The following is a 21,023-nucleotide window of genomic DNA, read 5'->3' as shown; positions in this document are numbered from 1 at the left end:
TCCTTTTCTTTTAAATGAATTGATTCTAATTCATTAAATCTGGTTTGTTTTCCAAAGCAGGTTCTTTATATTTTTTCATTTGAATAAAAAGTTCTTTTTCTAATTTTTGAGCTACTTCTTTATATGCTTTATCGTTATAAAAGTTAGTCAATTCAAATGGATCTTTTTGATAATCTAACAACCAAGGTTTTTCGTTTTTGGCCAAGACTAATTTGTATCGATTATCTACAGCAGCAACCCAACCTCCACCAACTTTGGCGAAATAGGTGATTCTATTGCTAGTGATTTCCTTTTTATCATTCAAAAAGTCTGCCGAAGTATCCATTCCATGAAAAGGAACATTATTCTTAACTCCCATAATACTCAAAATAGTAGGTGCAAAATCGACATTAGTATAAGCGGTTTCAATTACTTTTCCTGGTTTGATTTTTTCGGGATAACGAATTACAAAAGGTATTCTGGCCGAAGCTTCGTAAGGCGTATCTTTATTTTTACGGTTGTGCTCAAAAAATTGATCTCCGTGATCTGAGGTAAAAACAACGATGGTGTTTTCTTTTAAATTATTTTTATCCAAAAAGGAAAGAATTCGACCCACATTATCATCAATACATTTTACCATTCCGAAATATTGTTGCAAAGCCTCGCCTTCAAAACCGTTTCCTTCATTTTTATCTTTTTTACTGCCTTTTCCCCAATTAGGTCTTTGGGCTAATAAATTAGAATTCATAGTCATAGGTGCCTCTACATTCATATCAGTATACATCGTATGATATGGTGGTCTTGCATAATCTGGAGTATGAGGGTCTGGAATAGATAACATCAAACAAAAGGGTTTGTTTTTATCTCTTTCTAATATTTCTAAAGATCGATCAGTAAAATAATCCGTCACATAAAAAGCATTCTTTTTACGATCCTCTTCCTCTAATTTAGCGTACTGTTTATCTCCAATTCCGGTTGTTTTTCCATCTTTAAAATACAAATATTTAGCATGACCGCCTTGCATTATATAGCGACCATCATCAAAACCTGCCGTATATTCGACATCAAACTGGTACTTATCATCTCCAGACAAATGCCATTTTCCAACATATGATGTAGCATAGCCATCGCCTTTTAAAACCTGTGCAAAAGTGGTTACGTCCTTACTTAAATGCATCCCATTCACGGGCGCACCTGTTGCTTGAGGATGTAAGCCAGTTACTAAGGAAGCACGTGATGGCGTACAGACTGGCGACGAAGCATAATAACGGGTACAAATCGCTCCCTCATCTGCCAATTTATCAATATTAGTTGTGGTTACATTGTTTCCTTTTCCCCAAACAAACGCTTGCTCTTCGGGCATTAACTTTTGATAACAACTTAAGGTTCTAAAACTATGCTCGTCAGTATGAATGATTATTAAATTGGGTTTCTTTTGGGCTTGTGTTTTTATGAATGGTATACTAACCATTATCGCTAACAAGGTTGTTTTTACTATATTAATTGTTTTCATAAATTTTATATTAAGTAGTTCAATATTATAATTTTAATTACGGAAAAGACGCTTATTCTAAAACTATAGTTTTATAAATCGTATTCATTACCAAGCAATAGTTAACTCCTTTGAAACTTCCTGAGGAGCCAATTTTATCGTTAATATTTGCTCTGTTTTATTCCAAGTGATAGCACTATTTTCTATTTTTTTTCCATTCACTTTTACCTTTCCTTCCTTTGTAAGTCCAAATACGGTAATGGTATATTTTTTTTGTTTTGGTGCCCCCTCATACGTTCCTTTTGCAGCATTGACAGTAAGCGTTTGATTCGCTTGATTGAATTCTAATTTTGTTTTTTGAAGTTCGCCTTTTCTGTATTTTTCGGTTACATTATCATCTTCCATCAGGTCAAAAAATCCATTTGCACCTGTATAAACATCAATCAAAAGTTCGTCTTTCGGAATAAACTGCGTACTTAAACGATAAGGTGATTTGGGAATAATAGCTCCTGCTTTCACATACACTGGAATAGTTCCCAAAGCAACATTTAACTTTATTTCTTGATCTCCTTTTACTATGTTTTTAGTCCAGAAATCATACCAATCCCCTTTTGGAATCCAAACTGTTTTTTCAGTTTCTTTGTTTACGTTTGGTGCTACCAAAACTTCATTTCCCCACATATATTGGTGCGGATAATCCCAAGCTTTTTCTCCTTCAAACTCCAAGAACATAGCTCTAGCCATTGGTATTCCAGAGGTTGCAGATTCATGAGCATACGAGTAAATAAAAGGAATCATTTCATATCTCGTTTTCGCAAAGCGTTTGAAGTCTTTTTGGGTGTCTTCTGATTTTGTATCCGGACGTCTTGAACCCTCTGGCCCCATACCATGTGGTCTCCATATAGGTGTAAAACTTGAGAAAGCACAGGTCCATTGACGGTACAATTCTTCACTTGGGCCTTTTTCTAAATAGCCACCTGCATCATGATTAAAATAGGAGAAACCACAAATCCCTGAAGACTGTAAATTCACTACTTGTTGTTTTAAGCCTTCATAGCTAGGATGCGTATCTCCAGACCAATGAATCATATACCGTTGTACTCCAGGGAAAGCGGCTCTATTCCAGATGTAGGAACGTTGCTTCTCGCCGACAGTTTTATCCCATCCATCTTGCACAAAAGTTTTGGCAATTAAGAATGTATAGTAATTTTTCACTTCTTCCCAACGCCATCCATTAAACTGAATATCATCTGGATCCGATTTTATATGATCTGTGCCATCCAACCAAATTGCATCCATTGGATAGCTTCCATTGGGGCCAAAACCTTCTTTATTAATTAAATTCCAACTCCATTGACGCACTTCTGGATTTGTATAATCAGGACAAGAATCGGGATCATTCATTTGTTGATCTGTTCCTTCTACCCACTCTCCTTCTGGCGTTTTTACTTTTGTGGTACCCGGAATATTATAACTCGGTTTCCAGCCCGTACATAGTTTATTGTTTTGACGGTTTAAGTCTAATGAAAGTACTAGGCCTTCTTTTTTTAACCATTGGCCCAATTCGGTTGGATTTGGAGTTTGCTTTAAATCCCATTCAAAACGAGATTCCCTCATTTTCCCTCCTCCTGCTCGCCAAAAATTATCAAAAATCACTCCATCTAAAGGATAATCTTGCTTTCTAAGTGTTTCGACGGTGTTTTTCCATTTTTCACTGATGCTATTTTTCTCAGGTAAATGTGCTCCTCTATCACTTAACTGTAATCCTAAAAAAGCTCTAGGAAATAATCGAGGTTTTCCTGTTAGATCCGTATAGCGTTCGATAACAGATAGTAAACTAGGCCCTGAAATGTAAAAATAATCCATTGCAAAATTAGCTTCACTACGGTTATAGAGTGCTATTTGGTAATTTCCATCACTACCAAAATTAAAATTAGTCCCAAACGTACTGTTTATATACAATCCATATCCCTTAGAACTGATATAGAACGGTATAAACATTTCTCCATGACCAGGATATTGATTAAAAATAGACTTCCCTTTTAGATCTAATGGACGTAATTCATCACGATCTGGACCACCAGAACCTGCAAAATGTTCTTTTGAATCCAACTCATAATCCATCAATAGGGTACGAATTGTGTGGTTTTTATCTTTCTCTAATGCTGATTTCCAAATAAATCCTTTTTTCTCTTTCAATAAAAAAGTAGGATCTCCTTTTTTGAACCAAGTTAAACGCAGTGGGCTTTTTTGTATTTGTAATACATATCCATCCCGTGCAGCAGATGCTAATTCTAAAATATCACTCTTTTCATTCAATGTGAAATCCCCTGTCCAATCATGGCTAATTACCATTTCATATCGATCATCTGGAGTGAAATTTTGTCCTTTTTCAACCACTTGAACCCGTAACATATAATCTCCATAAGGTGTAAACCTGAGTTTATCTCCTTGAGCAGACTCAACAATCAAAGATTTCCCTTCTTTGTAATGTTTTTTATAAACACCTAACTCTTTTGAGAAAAGTATTTGGCAACCTAAGAGTAAAACGAATACTACAATATTTACAAAAAACTTCTTCATACTAATTTTTAATTTTGCGATAGACACCATAACATTCATAGACTTTTAGAATAAATAATTTAAAAACACTAATCTGTTAGTCTGCTTCTTTTTTATGTTTTGCAGGTAAATTATTAATATTAGGATTTTCCATTGGAGCCGTTGGACTACGAAACACATTCGGTTTCCATAAGGCTTTTGCTTTTTCCCATTCTTCTAGCTTACTTGTAGGATACCATGCTGGCCAACCTACTTTATTAAAATCGTAATTCACTCATTTACTGTTGCTGTTGGGCATTTGTATGGAAACACATTCAAGCCTCAAATCCATCCAAAATGCCTTTGTCTTTGATTACTATTTGTTCTCCAATTTTTTAATTTGGACAAAAGAGTTACTTTTATTTTTGCAGACTTTGGATTGTTTGCCAAATTATTATTTTTTCATTTTCTTAGTTTCTTTTGGTCGCTCTAAGCAATCGCTATTTTCTAGCTTTTTAGTTTTTTCACAACCACTAATTCCCATATTTTTATAGGTGTAATTCCCAGGACTTAAAAAATCAGTATTTGTTTTGGTAATTTTTCCAACATTTACTTCGTAGCAACCACCGTCACCACCGTTTTTGCACCCGCTCGCTAAGGTTGCGTTGGTGCGAATCACTCCTACTGACCTCCAAGAGGTACTTTCGAAATCATCATTTTGACATTTTAATTCCAATTCTTTTCTCTCAGCACAATCAAAATAAATAAAGTCTTTGGATTTTATTTGCGCTCCTTTTCCGCCAGTAACGGTTATATTACCTATATAGGAGCGGCTATCAAACGTACCTATATTATCTACGCCTCCTGACTTTTTATCCAAAAAACCAGCTGCAAACTGTACCGCAAAAGTCGAATTGATTGCTACTACACCTTCGACATCAAATCGTCCTTGATCGACTCTGTGTGGTGAACAGTTGAATCCTGAATCCCCATTACGAACTCGAATATTTCTTCCTACGATATCATCAACAGTCATTTCGTTTAGTTTACCAGTTTCTCCACTTCCCGTTTCTACACGCAAAGTTACTCCGCCGATTCCTTCTAGGTTTTTACACAAAATCGTTTTACCAACCTGAATTTGGATCACACCATAACCTACATGAGCATTGGTCAACAAAATATTTTTTACAATACCGTTGAATGGAATCTCATTACGATCACCACTATCAGCCAAATTCAAAACAATAACCGAGAAGGGTGTAAAACAATCCATAATTTGAGCTCCTGAGAATTTAAAATTTCTAACATTGCTCCCTTCAATCAATTTCATGCGGTAATCTCCTTTTGGGAAATTCACACGATACCAACTGTTTTTATTTTCATTATTTTCATCGGTATTGGTAATCGCTACATTTTCGACCAAGAATTCATTTCCAACGTCAAAAATCACACTACTCATCTTTTTTGTATCTCCGCTTAGATTGGGTTCAATCGTTACCTCAGCGTCAATTTTGATATGAATATTCGATTGTAATTTTATATCACTAAGGGTATAATTTCCTTTTTTGATTCGGATGATTCCACCTCCTGATTTTGATAGGGAATTTATTTTAGCGTTCAACAACTCACTATCGGTTTTATCCTTTTTACCCGTGAATATTATTTCAACTTCTTTGTTGGGAATTTTATTGGTGTAAAATCGGTCTTCATTATCGGTCAATCGGTCTTGCGAAAAACATAAGGCTGTTACGAATAAGACGGCAATAAAAATTAATTGTTTGGTTGATTTCATTTTAGTTTTTTGTTAGTCATTTTTAAAGTAAGACCTTAAAAATAAAATAAGGTTTAATAACTTATTTTAATTTAGTCTTATTTAAAATAATTCTTATTAGGAAAATCCAAATTAGAGTTAATTTATACCTACAAAGTCAAAAAAGACCTTGTAGGATGACAAAATTTATTTAAAAAGCTTTCTCTAATTCCACATCAATAAAACGGAAAGAACCTAAGGGCACATCAATTTTTACCGAAGCTGTGTTTTTAGCATCCCACTTTTCACCAGTCAAAACATCTGTGATTTTTACAGGTTTTACGCCATTGAAACTAATATTTGCTAGGCGTTCTGCAGGGTTAATGTATCCACTATCGATGATGGTTAGGCGTAAATGTGTTGGAGCTGTTTGTGCAACTACCCAAGCCACTTCTCCTGAAACCGTGATAGGCAATAATTTTGCACTTTCATTGATGTCTTTTTCAATTCCTTTGTAATAGTTATTAGCTGGATATTTTTCTTTTCCATCAGCTGAAATATAATCTTTACCATCTGTGATGTATTCTTTGATATTGTTTTTATAGAAAGGATGCAAATGATCGGTAAGTTTTCCTCTAGGTTCATCCGTTTTAGCCAAAGCTCCTTTTTGCGGAGGCACAATTAATACCATTCCGTTTTTATAGGGCGCTAAGAAATTCAAACGGCGATCGGTTACTCCAGCCGCATATCTTGAAAAATCCCAAGGTGTCACCTGAGCTCCTGGCCAGCAACCTGTCATTCTGCTGAAAACTGCTGGATTCTCGTCTTCATATTTTTTATCGAAGAATGTGGTGTATTTGTTATTTCCACCCTCTTGAATAAAATTCTCATTTGGTTCTGTCATAGCCAAATGTACTGGCGAAAAACTTAAAATCTCTTCGCTTTTAGGCACATACAAAGCTCCTTTGGCAATCAAATCCCAAAGTACACTCATATAATCTTGGTCAATAGGAAAATTATCTAAATAAGTAGCTCCATACGAAATATGATACACCAACATGCGCAAATAATGGTTTGGAATGGTTTGATACGACACCTGACGTTGGCGGTCAAAACTAGTGTTGTCTCTCACAGCACGTGATCCCCAACTGTTTGTAGCGCCACTCGTCCAAATTCCTAAACGACCCGAAAGACTTAATTCCATGATTTTATCGGTGGTTTCTTCCATTGAGGGTACAAAAACATCAGCATATTCTCCCGACATGAAATTTTTCCATTCGGGTTTGTAAATAGAACCTAGCCAAAAAATATTTTTGGTTCGTAAAAACAAATTGGTATTTTTTCCTTGCGAATATTTCGCTAAAGGATTAATTAAGTCATTCAATACAAATTGAAAATCATCTGTATGATCTTCCAATTCAGGATAAATCAATACTGTTTTTTTTCCTGCTGCAATATCAATTAATTTTTCGGTGGTTTGTAAACTGTAGAAATAAGGATCATTTCCATGACCACCCCAAGTCGCTAAACCAGGACTGTTTATGTACTCCTTACCCAAAATATCAAGTACTTCCTGTTGACTTAAATTGTATTTTTTTCTTCTATCACGTTTGTTGCGGTATTTTTCGTTGGTCATTGCATCTCTGTTCCAGCTCTCGGGAGATTGCACTTGCGTCATGTGTTTGCTATTTAGAAAAACAGGACTACTAAAATTCTTTTTGATATTATCTGAAACTGAAATTGCCAAAGGTGTTTTGAAATTCTCAGACATGAAATAAACCGGCAAAGGTTTTCGCTCCCAAGCCAAAGGTTTGAACTTCTTGATGCTTTCTACAATAACTTCGGTGTTTTTTAGAATTGATTGTATTTTCCCCGGAGGGTTGATATTGATGTATTCTTTTTTCCAATTAGCCTCTTCGGTATCGATGATATGAATGCAACTCCCACCACTTTGATCGCTTGCCAAAATAATTTTGCCTGTAGAAGGATCTTTCCATACATCATTAAAAGCATGTTTGGACACCAAGGTCTCTGCTTTTTTCATATCCAAATTTGGGTTTACTAACAAGATGCGATCTCCCATTAAAACCAACAATTGACTATTCTTACCAGCACCTATTTTCTCTCCTTGAACAATTAAATAGCCGGTATCTAGGTCTTTTGATTTAATCTTAACCACTTTAGTATTTCCTGTTTTGGGGTAGTAAATCCCGTAACCCGTATCACTTGTATGAACAGAATTCCCTAAAAAAACTTCGTTTTCGCCATCTTCGTTTAGATCCATTACTTTAAAATCTCCCATCGATCTTGGAACCGTTACTTTATCCTTGCGAAAAGGCTGGTCTTCCAATGGTTTGAATAAATAGATCGTACCAGAAGAACTCATGTGATTGTTGGTTCCTAAAATTGCTAAGACTTCACTCCCATCCGCTTGCGGAATAGAACGAATAAAATTTGGGGTATGTGTATTGTTTTCTGGAATTTTGCCTTCTAGTTTCCCTGAGTTTTTCTCTATCGAATACGATTTTGATTTCAGTTGTTTTACTTCTTTTCCATCAGCATTGAGGTAGTAAATACTTTTGTCAAAACCACCACAAACTACATACGGAACTTTGTCTTTTTTGACTACACAAACGGCATACATAGGAGTATCGTCTTTCTTGAATTGCCATATCAATTTTCCGTCAGCATTTAAGCAATATAGTGTTCCATCCGAATTGGCGGCTAGAATTTCGTCTTTTCCATCGCCAGTAATGTCCTGACACCAGATGTCCTGATTCATAAAACCCGATAAGGCATTTTTCCAAAGAATTTTACCTTCATAGGAAATTCCTAAAAGCGTTCCTTCATAGCTACTTGCTACTACAAAAGATTTTTTCTTATCCAATGCTGTACGCACTTTGGTGATTGTGTATCCTGTTTCGATACTAAAAATTCCTTTGGACGGTGGAGTTCCATTTGCGTAAGAATTAATAGTACCAACAATCGTGATTCCAAAAAGGAGAAATGATAAAAAAGTAAGTTTGATTTTCATTTGATTAAAGTTAAGTGCATATAACACTACTTCAAAAATATTTGAAAACTAGATGATTTTTGTATGTATCCGTTTTTATTATGTATCTGTTGATAATTTAGTGCAGACGAAACGTAAAAAAGCCATGATACGGTGTCATGGCTTTGCTTTTCAAATAGGTAATTACTCCTTTTTTGATGCTTGAATAAATGCAAAAAACGGACTCTTGAGCCCTGATAGAAGCGGCATCCTTGTGGCGGCGGGCATTTATGCCGCCACAAGATAGAGCGGATAGCAGGACGGTATTTACCTGAATGAACGCTACGTTCTGCTCCTAATAAAACGAACTTAATAAAAGACTCCACTTGATGCTACTCATAATTAATTATACTTTACGATTACTCCTTAGCTACATAAAACCCACTTCCATAAGTAGATGCGTAATATTTTCCTGGAGTGAAATAATCGATTGCAATATCATTCACACGGTCTGATTGTCCGTTTCCTTTGTTCATTTTTATCCAGGTTGCACCGCCATCTTTAGACAGGTAAACCCCTGCGTTGCGGCCTTCGACATTTGTATTTGCCAGTGTTGAAAGCAGGATCACTTTCGAATCATATTGAGCCACCTCAACGCGATTACACCAAGGATAATCAAATATTTTTTTCCAAGATTTCATTTTTTGATCACTTACCCAAAGTCCACCATCATCAGCAGCTGCATTTTTGTAACCCGATGTGATATAGACTTTTCCATCTGGAGCAAAGTGAATGTCATTAATTCCAAATTTACCTTTGATATCACTGGTACTTTCTACTTCTTCCCATTGTTCTCCACGATTGGTTGATTTGTATAATTCCCCCTTATTTCCTTGCACGGTAGCATATAAAACAGCAGGATTGTTAGGGTCAAATTTAAGCATGGAGACATCACGTGATGGGGCTAATCCGTTATTAATTTCAGACCATGTAAAACCTCCATCAGTTGATTTATGCACTCCAAAACCCGTTTCGCTATCGCCTACAAACTCCATGTTTTTTGCTGTTTTTGGTACACAGAAATACATATTATCAGGTTGTACAGGATCAATAATCAAACTCAATTGATGTACGGATTGATCACCGCTATGTGCTTTTACTTCCCAAGCAGGGATTGGAGTTCCTTGTTCTTTCCATGTTTTACCTCCATCAATTGATTTCATTAATTTACCTCTTTTATCTTGTCTAAAAAACAAAGCAAAATGAATTAATGGATTTTTAGGATGAATAGCGTAACAACTCAAAGAAGATTCGCTTTCAAGTAAATCGTGATACGTTGCTGACTGGCGGTTAGGTCTTTCTTTACTGATGTCATCATTGGTAACCCAAAGTGAATTTTCTCCAGCAGCACAAAAAACTTTCCCTGGAAAACGCAAATCCTGATAAAAACCATGACCAGGTAAATTGCTATTTCCTGCACCAATATAACTTTCGTCACTTGAAGCTGTTTTTACATCATCAATATCTACCCAAGTATCCCCTTTATCATAAGACATCAGCGAAATTTTGGCCAATTGGGTGTGCAATACTGTTCCATCGGCATTGAATCGGGCAAAATTACAAGCTTTTCGATCATACGTATCACGGTTAATCCAATCGTGCAAATACAGTAAAGACACATTCGTTCCCATTGGATTATTTCTTTGTTTCCAATAGTTAACATCTTTGCCTTGGTTCCAATTTTTTCCGTTTCTAAACGTTACAAACCAATGTTTCCCTCCATCCTTACTGCGCCACAAACAACCTGGAATAAAATTATTCCTCGACGCATTAGAGTACATATTGACCAAATACAAATTATTAGCATTATTAGGATCCACAGTTAATTCGTTGAATCGAAACGTAAGGCTTTGGGGTAATTCTGGAAACATCGCCTGTGCTTTGGCAATAGACACACCAAAAAAGTACCCCACAACATTGTAGTAACTTTTGATGATGCTTTTATCACTAGCAAATTGATTCATATCAACTGCCAAATCACCATTTATTTTAGTCCAATTTTCTCCTTTGTCGGTACTTTTAAAAATTCCTCCAGCAGCATCTTTTATGGTTTTACCATCGGCTTCCCACAAAACACTAGCGATAACAAATAGTGTCACCTTATTCGTTTGTTTGTCATGATGCATCGTAAACGAGCGAATCACATCCGTATCAATTCCGTTTATTTTTAGTTCCCAATGTTTGCCAGCATCGGTGCTTTTGTAAAAACCATAATTGGAATTGGCATAAATAATATTCGTATCCACAGGATCTACAATAATGGTTTCTATCTCTGCCTTTTCATGCAAACCTGAATTGATAAGTTCCCATGTTTTTCCTTTAGTAGTAGATTTCCAAATTTTACCTTGGCTGTTAGCGTCAATATATGTTCCATGTGGTTCTGCTTTACTGAAAAGAATTCGACCCCATTCTCTCATAGCTCCTGCGCCAACATACCAAACATTTTCATCTTTTGGATTCACCGTGATACAGGATAATCTTGATTTACCAAATACCTTTACTAACTCTTCATTTTTGACCCAAGTTTTCCCTTTATTGGTCGTCATAAATAACCCCAAAGGCCTAGAATCTGTACTGAAACCAAAATTGGGGTTTTGTCTAGAGAAATCAATACTATTGAATTCGTCTGGGCCACGAGTTCCCATTTTTATAGAAGAACCATCTTCGTCTAAAACAGTTTCATATGTTAATCCTTTATCCGTAGTTCGATATGAATTTCCCATATTTGGCGAAATAAAAAGAACATTGGGATCTAATGGATGCCAAAAAGCTGACTTATTATTTCCGCTCATTCCTGGGCCAAACTGTGTCCATTGAATACTAGGATTAGAAGCCACATCTTCTTTTTTTAATTTTCTAAAGAAATCTGTTTGTGCTGTGGCTAATGTTGTTCCTGCAAGAAAAACAAGACTGCAAAATGTATATATTTTCATGATTTACTTTCTAATGGTACTTTATTATTTCTAAAAAATTAATGACTTCCCGTAGCCACGCCACTGTCTCTAGTTGCAATATATATATTTAACATTATTTACACTTATATTTTAAAATAACCTTATTATAATATTTATCTTTAAAATAACGTAATATCATCTTGTTTTAGTATAATTAATTAACTCCCAATATATATAAAAAAAAAATAAAAAAGGTTTAATTTAATTACTAGCAGTTATAACACTATATACTTTAGTTAACAAAATTGCTGTTATCATAAGTTAATTATATCTCCCTGTCGTATTCAGTAATCACTACTAGTACAACTACCCTTCAATGCAATTTAACTAATTTTAAAATCATAAAGTTGACTACAGCAAAATGGATATTCTGAGTAAATTAAAATTTATTATTTGATTCCAATTAATTTAAAATTTTATTAGTTTTAATAATGAGTACTACTATAAAAATTTGGCAAGTAAAAAAGCTATCAGTTGATTTTGTCTGCATAACGATCAATTTATCGCTATTTTAGGAAGGAACTATAGTTATAAAAAAGAGGCTTAATTATTGAAGATTAAGCCCCTATTACCAACAAACTAACCTATCCTTTATTAATAATTATTTTGAAGTAAAATACCTTTTGACAAAGTGACTTGTGAGTACGGTATGGGCATTACCTCATTTTTACCGGCGATAAAGCCTCGTGGCACTAGGACAGATTGAATTCTACCTGTACGAATCAAATCATGGTAACGGTACCCTTCACCAGCCAGCTCCACTCTTCGTTCATGATAAATCGCATCACGCAACGGATCACCGCTCAAAGTGAGTGCCAAATCAGGTACTACCGTACTTGCTGCTGTACCTCTCGCGCGCTTGCGTACCTTGTTAACATACGCCACTGCAGTAGGAGCATCTGTTCTATAAATCGCTTCTGCATACATCAAATAAGCATCAGACAGTCGCATCACACGAATGTTGTTGGCGCTGTTGGTTGTTCCTCCAATAGTAGGACTAGCATAATTACTATAAGGTGCCCATGAATATTTTCGAATGTACCAACCGGTTCCATAGGCAGTGGGTTCATTTAATTTATAAAAAGTGGCTGCTTTGCGTGGATCATTCGCTTCAAATTCATTTAAAAGATCGTCTGTCGCTTGCATGAATCCTCCACCTTTTTTTGATCTAGGGGAGATACGCTGCGTGATTCCGGTTCCTAATATACTTGCATTGGTCACAAAGTTGATTTCGTAAATTGACTCTGGTGACCACTCCCCTTCTACTTGAAAAATAGTCGCATAATTTTGCAACACATAGGGCAACGCAAACAATTGTTCACCATAGGTTTTTACCTGATCCATTTTGTTTTGATACAAAGACACCCGCATCATCAAGCCCAAAGCAGCACCTTTGTCTGCATGCCCTAGGTAGGCTGTAGTTTTTGTAAAACGTGAAGGCAAATCGGCAATGGCCGCTTTCAAATCGTTTTCTATAAAGATATAAGTCTCCTGTGTTGTTGCACGAGGAATATCATACTCGCCCGCTGTTTGCAATTTATCGATTAAGGGAACACCTCCAAAAGAATTCACCAAATCAAAATAATAGTAAGCTCTTAGAAAATGTGCTTCAGCCAGGATTTCTTTTTTACGATTGGCATCATCAAAAGCAATGTTGACTACTTTATTTAAAATTAGATTGGCGTATAAAATTCCTTTGTAGTTGGTCTGCCAAGTTTGCTCTATGGCAACATTGGTACTCGAAATGGTATAACTTTCTTTTTCAAATAATGGAAGATTATCATTTAATCGGTTTCCTCCTTTTATAAAATCATCCGTTCCAATATCCCCTTGAATAATATCGGTTCCCATTACAGCCCAAAAATTTTCTTTGCCATAAATCTCTCTCATTGGAGAATAAGCAGCGTTCAATGCTTGCTCCGCATCGGCTGGATTTTGATAGAAATTTTCGACTTCGGGCGTACCAAACGATTCTATTTCTAAATAATCTTTGCTGCAAGATGTCAAAGCTGCTACTAGCACAAGACTTGAATATGTTATGCTCTTTTTAATTATATTGTATGTATACATCGCTAGTACTGATTAAAAATTAATATCTAAACCTAAAGAAAATGACCGCACCGAAGGGTATCTACCTCTATCAATCCCTATATCCAATGGACTATTTTGAGAAGCATCAACTCCTAACTCAGGATCAATTCCGTCGTATTTTGTAAACGTCAATAGATTTTGTGCCGCTACATAAATTCTTAGATTTTGTAAACTAATGGCATCCAAAACGCTTTTGGTAAACGTATATCCCAACTGCACATTTTTCAATCGCAAATACGAACCATCTTTGACAAAGCGGCTCGATTGAAGATTATTGTTACCCGCATTGGTAAAAGTAGCTCTAGGAATGGTATTGGAAGTTCCTTCGCCCGTCCATCTTCCTAGGATTGATGTACTCGAGTTGGATGCTAAGTCACCCTCCAACCAGTAATTTGTGGAATTAAATATTTGATTTCCTTGACTGCCTTGAAAGAAAGCTGTAAAATCAAACTGTTTGTAAGACAGGTCCAGATTCATTCCATATGTGAATTTTGGAAAAGGTGAACCAATAAACGTACGATCGCTATCTGTAATTTGTCCATCACCATTCACGTCTTTATACTTCACATCCCCAGGTTGGGTGTTCAACAAAGAGGCATTATCATCAATCTCTTTTTGATTTTGAAAAATACCTATCATTTGATATCCGTAAAAAGAAGCCAAAGGATGTCCTACTTCAGTTCTACTGATATTATAAAAATTATTACCGTCACCCGTCAAAATAACACTTCCCTCAGAGGCCAAAGCCGTTACTTTATTTCGAATAAAAGAAATATTACCTCCTACATTAAAAGAGAAATCTTTGATCTTTTTTCTATAATTGGTCGTAAACTCTAAACCTTTATTTTGAATATTACCTGCGTTTGTGTATGGACTATTTGCATATCCTGACGAATATAAAATTGGAGTAGCCATCAACATATCTGAGGTGTTTTTGATAAAGTAATCTGCTGTAAACGTAATAGCATTACTGAATAGAGCCAAGTCTAACCCTATATTGGTTGTGATCGTAGTTTCCCATTTTAGGTTTGCATTTCCGGGGGTCAAAGGAGCAATTCCTAACGCTGTTGATTCATCTTTCCCAACGATTGAATTGGTTCCTACATTTAGCGTATTATAAATGGCCGCGTTAGGAATATTTTGATTACCTGTTTCACCCCATCCCGCACGAACTTTGAACTGACTGATGGCATCAATCTTAAAAAAGTTTTCTTTATGCAAATTCCACGCCGCAGCTAATGAAGGAAACTTTGCCCATCTATTATTGGCTCCAAAACGAGAAGAACCATCCATTCTATAAGTTCCAGTCAGCAAATACCTGTCATCGTAGTTGTAATTCAATCTTCCAAAGAAGGATAATAATTTCGATTCTGAAATAAACCCTCCATTTGTAGATGAAGATACATCACCTGCATTAAGGGTTGGCTGACCAACACTTGTAGGAATTGAATTTCTACTAGCATTAACATTATTCGTGCTTGCATTCTGGATTTCTTGCCCCAGCAAGGCATTGAAATAATGTTTTTTGGCGATTGTTTTATTATAATTCAAAGTATTGGATACTATAATAGAACGATTCTCTGAACGGCTCAAATTATAGGAACTAACAGGAGCACTAAAAATAGGGGAAACATAGTAAGCCGGTTTGTAATTGTCTACCGAAGTGTTATTGATTTGCAATCCAAAATTTGATTTAAAAGTAAGGTCTTTGATAATTTCAGCTTCAATAAAAACACTTCCTAAAAAGTTTTCTTTTTTCTCTGGAGTTACACCAAACGTAGTCAGGCCTAGGGGATTGATTGGTTGAGCTGCATATTTTGGAATAGAATATGTTCCATCTGGATTATGAAATGGTGTTACTGGATCGATAAAAAAACCACTAAAAGCCGCTTTGGCATTTGAATTAAATCCAAATGACGGTATAGATTGTGTATTGGAAACAGCGTATTGCATATTGTTTCCTAATTTAATTTTAGGTGTAATTTGATAGGTATTATTAACTCTAAAGTTGGTTCGTTTATAACTTGATTCATCAATAATACCTTTTTGATTGATATAACCAAAACCAACATAAAAAGTAGATTTATCAGTACCCCCCGAAGCAGATAATTGATGACTTTGAATGCTTCCTCCTCGGTACACAGCATCCTTCCAATCGTAATTTGGTAACGATGCAGGATCGGCAAGACTAGGATCGGCAGCTTTACCATCATTAACATTACCCTCATTATATAAGGCACCCCATTGTTGTGCATTTAAAACATCTAAGTTGTCAATGCGTTTGTCAAAACTAGTATAGGTTTTGTAACTGATGACTGTTTTTCCTTTTTTACCACCATTTGTTGTAATCAAAACGACTCCATTGGCTCCACGGGAACCGTAAATTGCCGTTGCTGATGCGTCTTTTAAAACTTCAACCGATTTGGCATCGGCCATATTCACACTTGATATATCGCCAATTGGAACTCCATCTACCACATACAAAGGATCGGCATTGTTTACCGTACCCACACCCCTTATACGTACCGTTGGTGTAGCACCCGGACCACCAGACCCTTTGGATACCGTAACCCCAGCGGCTCTACCTTGAATGGCTTGAGCAATCGAGGTATTTTGTGTTTTGTTCATCTCATCAGTACTTACAGAAGATAATGAACCCGTAACATCTGATTTTCGTACGGTTCCGTACCCTACTACTACAACTTCTTCCAAGGTTGCGGCATCATTTTGCAGCGAAATATTAACTACTTTCTTACCATTAATGGCAAACTCTGTAGTTTTTAAACCTAAATAAGAAAAGACCAATGTTTTCGCCGTCACAGGCACACCCAATACATAATTCCCATCGATGTCTGTCGTAGTGCCAATGGCAGTTCCTTTGACCAAAACATTAGCACCTGGAATTGGCATTCCGTCCGCATCTGTTACCGTCCCTTTGATTGTAATTTGTTGCAAGGCAGGTTTCAATACTTCCGTTTGAATCAAGTCATATTTTTTGTTAAAATGAGCTGTAGCGCCTCGAGATGCTACAGTGCCCATGCAAAATAGAGCCGTTAACTTACACGTCATCTTCAGCCTAGAAGACAGATAAGAAGTGCGACTAAAATGTGTACTTTGTTTCATAAATTAAAATTTTAGTTTGTTTTTTTGGTTTAAAAGTGCAATTATCGTAAGGTATCAAGAAGAACTCACTTCCTGAATAGCATCACGTAACGAACTTCATTTTTAACTGCTAGAAAAGGAAAATAATTTTTCTATTAGAACAGTAAACAAATCTATTTCAACATCGCATTTTTATTGTATTTGTAGGTTATTTTATTGTCTCCTGAGGTCTATTTCGCTCGAAATAAATGCCGTACAAGCCCCAGTTCACTCTACTTAGCTTAAAAAAATTCAGATGCCATTAACACTTTTGTTTTTATCTAAAAAACAGTTTGAAATTCGACATTTAACTTCACGAAAGACATCGAATCGGCCCAGTGGTGTCTTGCTCTTATAAACGACAAAAAGGATTATCCCGAAGAACAATCCCTGAAGTAGCAACCAATCAAATCTACCACTTACCTTTTTAACAATTAGAATTGGTTGTTAATACAAGTCCTTTCCTTTACTAATTTCCTTAAAAATAAAAAGCCACTTAGACTTCTCTAAGCGGCTGAAATAAAATACTGTAAAATTATTTTTTCACTATCTTGTCTTGATATACTTTTCCATTATTGCTTACCTTCACTAGGTATAATCCTGCCGACAAATCACTAATCGACACCGTTTTTGATGCATTAAATTCTGAAATAGATTTCACTACGGCGCCCAATGCATTATAAATTTGTACCGCACTTCCATCTGGAGCATTTATAGTCACAAAATCAGAAACTGGATTAGGATATATAGCAACCCTTTCAAGCGTATTTTGTGTTGTAGCTAAACTAGAAACATAACTCACATTAATATCATCAACATAAAAAACAGTGTTTGTTGGAGTCGATGGAAAATTAATAGAACTCCATACTGCTGTTCCATCGGTAACAAAAGAAGGGATTGTCAATGGTACTGAAACCTGAGTCCAAGTACCAGCAGGCAAAGTTGTTAAGTCGAAGGTAACTGCATTAGCCGTTTCTCCATTTTTTTGAACTGTTAACTTAAAAACACCTGTTGTAGTAACATTGGTAACATAAAACCAAGCTGAAACTTGATAATTACCAGGGCTAAGTATATCAAAGTTCCCTTCTTTATTTGTATTCGATCTAAAAGTTTGCAATTTGGGTGCAGTTGACAATCCGCCTACTGCAGAAAAATCTGCTTCCATACTAAAGCTTCCAGAATGTTTCTGAGCAGGCGATTGCGTAAACCCATTTACTTGCGTCCAAGCCTCGACAATGTTTCCTGTGGCGCCTCCATAAGAGACCGCCGTTTTTTCGAAACCCCAAGCAGCAGAATCAAAACTGGCAACTTGCGCATGCAAACCTGAAAGAGATACAGCTGAAATAGCTAGTACAATGAGTTGAAGTAGTTGTTTTTTCATAATATAGTTTTTTAAAATTATTTATTCATCTAAAACTAGAGAACACAGCAAAAACAGTTGTTTGTCTAAGTAAATTAAATGTATCTACCCGTAAAAAGAAGCAAAAATATGATTCACAGTGTATTATAACCTTAGTTTAAAATGTAATACTACTGCAGCCCACTCCTTAATCTTCATGAAAAAACCTCATTACTATCGGAATAGCAGACCTGAAATAATTAAACTCTCCACAGAAGCTTAAACAACACAATATTAACGTAATAACTAACCAGCTCAACAGTCAAGATAGTCTTAATATGACGGTTACACTTTCTATTTTGTTATTTATTGAAATAGAAAAAGGTTGTAAAATGAGCGTTTACATCATTTTACAACCTTTTAAAATTGTATTTAAAACTGCTTACAGAGGAGTAACTATAACCGTAAACACCTTCTCGGCAATCCAAACATCGCCTACTTGTACTGCTTCAATAGGTACAGTTCCAGGATAAACAATCTTGCTATTGTAGGTGTTTTTTAACTTTACAGTATACGTACCTTCAGCAGGGAAAAGCACATGTACGGTTGTGTCGTCAGTAACCAAGCCTTTATTCGGAATAATATAGGGCGTTAAATTGGTTCCTTTTACAAATTTTGGAGACAAGTAAAAATTGCCTTCTTGAATGGTCCATTCATGCGAGAGCGCTCCTTGTGACAAATCTATAAACGAGATGTTTTCGCCTGCTTTAACAGTATAAGCCAATCCATTAGGAATGCTTGTGTACCAAGTAAATTCATTAAATACTGTTCTTTCAGTTTCGTCTTTAGTACAACCAATACTTAATAGCAGTAGTAAACTTGAGATGATTATTGATATCTTTTTCATATTTTGTTTCTTATTGTTTGATAGCGCTATTATTAGCATATTCACTAAACGGAATCGGTAAATAACTTTGTGTTGCTTCGTTAAAATTGTTCACTGAAATATCATATTCATAATCAACTGCTAGACTAGGTTTTGTTCCTTTTGTTTTTACAATTGACATTAATTGCTTTGTTGCTGACTTACCGGTTACTGCCGAGATATACGTGTAATCTTCAACAAAATAATTATCATTTGCTAACCTTTGAAAATTAGATGCCAAAATTCCCCATCGACGCAAATCATTGTATCGGATAGAATGACCTTCTACTGAAAGCTCCAGTGGCTTCTCGATATACATCAAACGATTCATCAGCGTTGTGGCCGTATATGTGACACCATCAAATGTTTTACTACTATCATAGCTGACGCCTAGCAATTGTAAACCCCATCTCGCTCTAATTTTATTAATCAAAACAATTGCTCCTTGTACATCTCCTGTTTTAAGTAAACATTCAGCTTGCATGAGGTACACATCTGCCAATCGATTCACCGTAACATTTTTACCTGAATAATTTTTATTAACAGGCAAGCTGTTTTCTGAAGCTAAATAGTCATGATTAGAATATTTTTTATAAAAAGAGTATCCCCAACCTTTACCGTTTCTAGAAGTACTTACATTTTCTGTAACAGAACCCGTTAAATAATATAAAGTTTGTTCGTCTTCGATCAAAGTCACCATGGCTGAAGCACGCAACGGTACATTACGTAATGCTTTGGTCAAATCGTTGCCAATATGATTTCGAGCATCTTTCGGATCTTTTACTTCTGTCTTGTAAGCGTAGGCTAACCAGGTTGGAACATAAAAACTGTTTGCCCCAGAACTCATAGTGTACGTTGCCAAAGGGCTCGTCATACTTTGAGGATCAAAATTACTAAGATCCAATCGGTTGACATTATTGTATTCTATTTCAAAAATAGACTCTTTATTAAATTCTCCTTTGGATGTAAAAAGCAAGGACATATCGGTCACCAACTCATACCCGTAGGCCGGGTTTGTAATAATGTCATTAAAATAAATTTTAGCTTCAACCAATTGATTTTCGTAAAGATGACTCGTTCCCAAAATAGTGGCAGCAGCTCCTTTGGTTGCTCTTCCCTTGACTGAGGGTGCATAAGGCAAATTATCGAAAGCAAATTTTAGGTCTTCTCTAAAAAACATAATTACATCGCTAGAATTAGAAAGTGGCGTAGTGAAATCCGATTGTACTTTTGGTACTGAATTTCGAATAATAATATTCCCTTTATTGTAAGACGAGTGTAAATAAAAATGAAACAATCCTCTTAAAAAGCGAGCTTCGGCCATTTGCTCTGTCCAACTAGCTGTTGTAGCTGCAGTAATAGTACCGTTATTTTGAAGGTTGTTCAACGCTTCAATCACTTGATTGGCTCTGTAAATTCCTTTATAGCAAGCATTCCAGTGGTCATTTACTCCAGAAGTACCATTATTGTATGTTTGATAATACCAAAAACTACCATCCCCTTTACCTGTGGGAACTGGTCGACCGAAGCCGGGCCATCCCATATCCGATCGCAAAGCATCTTCGGCGATATTAAGCGTAGATGGATTCAAAAGTGCTGAATAAGCTGCCGTTAATCCTTTGTTGGTGTCTGTCAAATCTTTCCAATAATTTTCGCTAGCAATTAAGTTTGGATTCGATTCTGTTAAATAATCTTCATTGCATGAACTCAAAAGTCCAATCATTAGGATTACAATATATTTATAATTTGATTTTTTCAT

At 35.9% G+C, this 21,023-nt stretch carries 11 protein-coding genes; all 11 read right to left on the bottom strand.

Annotated features, from left to right (window positions below; all coding sequences use genetic code 11):
- Positions 1-25: 25 nt before the first annotated feature.
- The 11 genes from LXH21_RS14540 to LXH21_RS14490 all read right to left on the bottom strand — a co-directional run bounded on the left by LXH21_RS14540 (position 26) and on the right by LXH21_RS14490 (position 21,023).
- The gene (locus LXH21_RS14540) at positions 26-1,492 is read right to left on the bottom strand and encodes a sulfatase family protein (RefSeq protein ID WP_239867469.1); all 1,467 of its coding nucleotides are present in this window, start codon (positions 1,490-1,492) and stop codon (positions 26-28) included.
- A gap of 87 nt (positions 1,493-1,579) precedes the next feature.
- Positions 1,580-4,054, bottom strand: a complete 2,475-nt coding sequence (locus tag LXH21_RS14535) for a glycoside hydrolase family 31 protein (RefSeq protein WP_239867466.1) — start codon at positions 4,052-4,054, stop codon at positions 1,580-1,582.
- A gap of 76 nt (positions 4,055-4,130) precedes the next feature.
- Complete coding sequence (locus LXH21_RS14530) at positions 4,131-4,307, bottom strand: hypothetical protein (RefSeq protein ID WP_239867464.1); 177 nt, start codon at positions 4,305-4,307, stop codon at positions 4,131-4,133.
- A gap of 159 nt (positions 4,308-4,466) precedes the next feature.
- On the bottom strand, positions 4,467-5,804 hold the full coding sequence (locus LXH21_RS14525; RefSeq protein WP_239867461.1) for a glycoside hydrolase family protein: 1,338 nt from the start codon (positions 5,802-5,804) through the stop codon (positions 4,467-4,469).
- Positions 5,805-5,973: 169 nt separating this feature from the next.
- On the bottom strand, positions 5,974-8,796 hold the full coding sequence (locus LXH21_RS14520) for a PQQ-binding-like beta-propeller repeat protein (protein WP_239867459.1): 2,823 nt from the start codon (positions 8,794-8,796) through the stop codon (positions 5,974-5,976).
- Between the two features lie 377 nt (positions 8,797-9,173).
- Complete coding sequence (locus LXH21_RS14515) at positions 9,174-11,747, bottom strand: sialidase family protein (RefSeq protein ID WP_239867456.1); 2,574 nt, start codon at positions 11,745-11,747, stop codon at positions 9,174-9,176.
- A gap of 615 nt (positions 11,748-12,362) precedes the next feature.
- On the bottom strand, positions 12,363-13,838 hold the full coding sequence (locus LXH21_RS14510) for a RagB/SusD family nutrient uptake outer membrane protein (RefSeq protein ID WP_239867454.1): 1,476 nt from the start codon (positions 13,836-13,838) through the stop codon (positions 12,363-12,365).
- Between the two features lie 12 nt (positions 13,839-13,850).
- Positions 13,851-16,982: a SusC/RagA family TonB-linked outer membrane protein gene (locus LXH21_RS14505; RefSeq protein ID WP_239867451.1), complete on the bottom strand. Its 3,132-nt coding sequence runs from the start codon at positions 16,980-16,982 to the stop codon at positions 13,851-13,853.
- A 553-nt stretch (positions 16,983-17,535) separates the two neighbouring features.
- Entirely contained in the window at positions 17,536-18,381 is an 846-nt protein-coding gene (locus LXH21_RS14500) for a T9SS type A sorting domain-containing protein (protein ID WP_239867448.1), read from the bottom strand.
- A gap of 400 nt (positions 18,382-18,781) precedes the next feature.
- Positions 18,782-19,246 (bottom strand): hypothetical protein, encoded by a 465-nt coding sequence (locus LXH21_RS14495; RefSeq protein WP_239867445.1) that lies wholly within the window; start codon positions 19,244-19,246, stop codon positions 18,782-18,784.
- A gap of 10 nt (positions 19,247-19,256) precedes the next feature.
- Positions 19,257-21,023, bottom strand: coding sequence for a RagB/SusD family nutrient uptake outer membrane protein (locus tag LXH21_RS14490; RefSeq protein ID WP_239867442.1), 1,767 nt, complete (start codon positions 21,021-21,023; stop codon positions 19,257-19,259).

The organism is Flavobacterium algicola (assembly GCF_022399565.1).
In the GTDB taxonomy this organism is placed as follows: domain Bacteria; phylum Bacteroidota; class Bacteroidia; order Flavobacteriales; family Flavobacteriaceae; genus Flavobacterium; species Flavobacterium algicola.
The sequence above is the reverse complement of the archived record's forward strand: the minus strand, read 5'-3'. Positions and strand labels throughout refer to the sequence as shown.

Bases quoted from the DNA above. Each gene is read 5' to 3' on its own strand.
- LXH21_RS14520 (WP_239867459.1), bottom strand. From the start codon at position 8,796: ATGAAAATCAAACTTACTTTTTTATCATTTCTCCTTTTTGGAATCACG.
- LXH21_RS14525 (WP_239867461.1), bottom strand. From the start codon at position 5,804: ATGAAATCAACCAAACAATTAATTTTTATTGCCGTCTTATTCGTAACA.
- LXH21_RS14535 (WP_239867466.1), bottom strand. From the start codon at position 4,054: ATGAAGAAGTTTTTTGTAAATATTGTAGTATTCGTTTTACTCTTAGGT.
- LXH21_RS14495 (WP_239867445.1), bottom strand. From the start codon at position 19,246: ATGAAAAAGATATCAATAATCATCTCAAGTTTACTACTGCTATTAAGT.
- LXH21_RS14510 (WP_239867454.1), bottom strand. From the start codon at position 13,838: ATGTATACATACAATATAATTAAAAAGAGCATAACATATTCAAGTCTT.
- LXH21_RS14500 (WP_239867448.1), bottom strand. From the start codon at position 18,381: ATGAAAAAACAACTACTTCAACTCATTGTACTAGCTATTTCAGCTGTA.
- LXH21_RS14515 (WP_239867456.1), bottom strand. From the start codon at position 11,747: ATGAAAATATATACATTTTGCAGTCTTGTTTTTCTTGCAGGAACAACA.
- LXH21_RS14540 (WP_239867469.1), bottom strand. From the start codon at position 1,492: ATGAAAACAATTAATATAGTAAAAACAACCTTGTTAGCGATAATGGTT.
- LXH21_RS14490 (WP_239867442.1), bottom strand. From the start codon at position 21,023: ATGAAAAAATCAAATTATAAATATATTGTAATCCTAATGATTGGACTT.
- LXH21_RS14505 (WP_239867451.1), bottom strand. From the start codon at position 16,982: ATGAAACAAAGTACACATTTTAGTCGCACTTCTTATCTGTCTTCTAGG.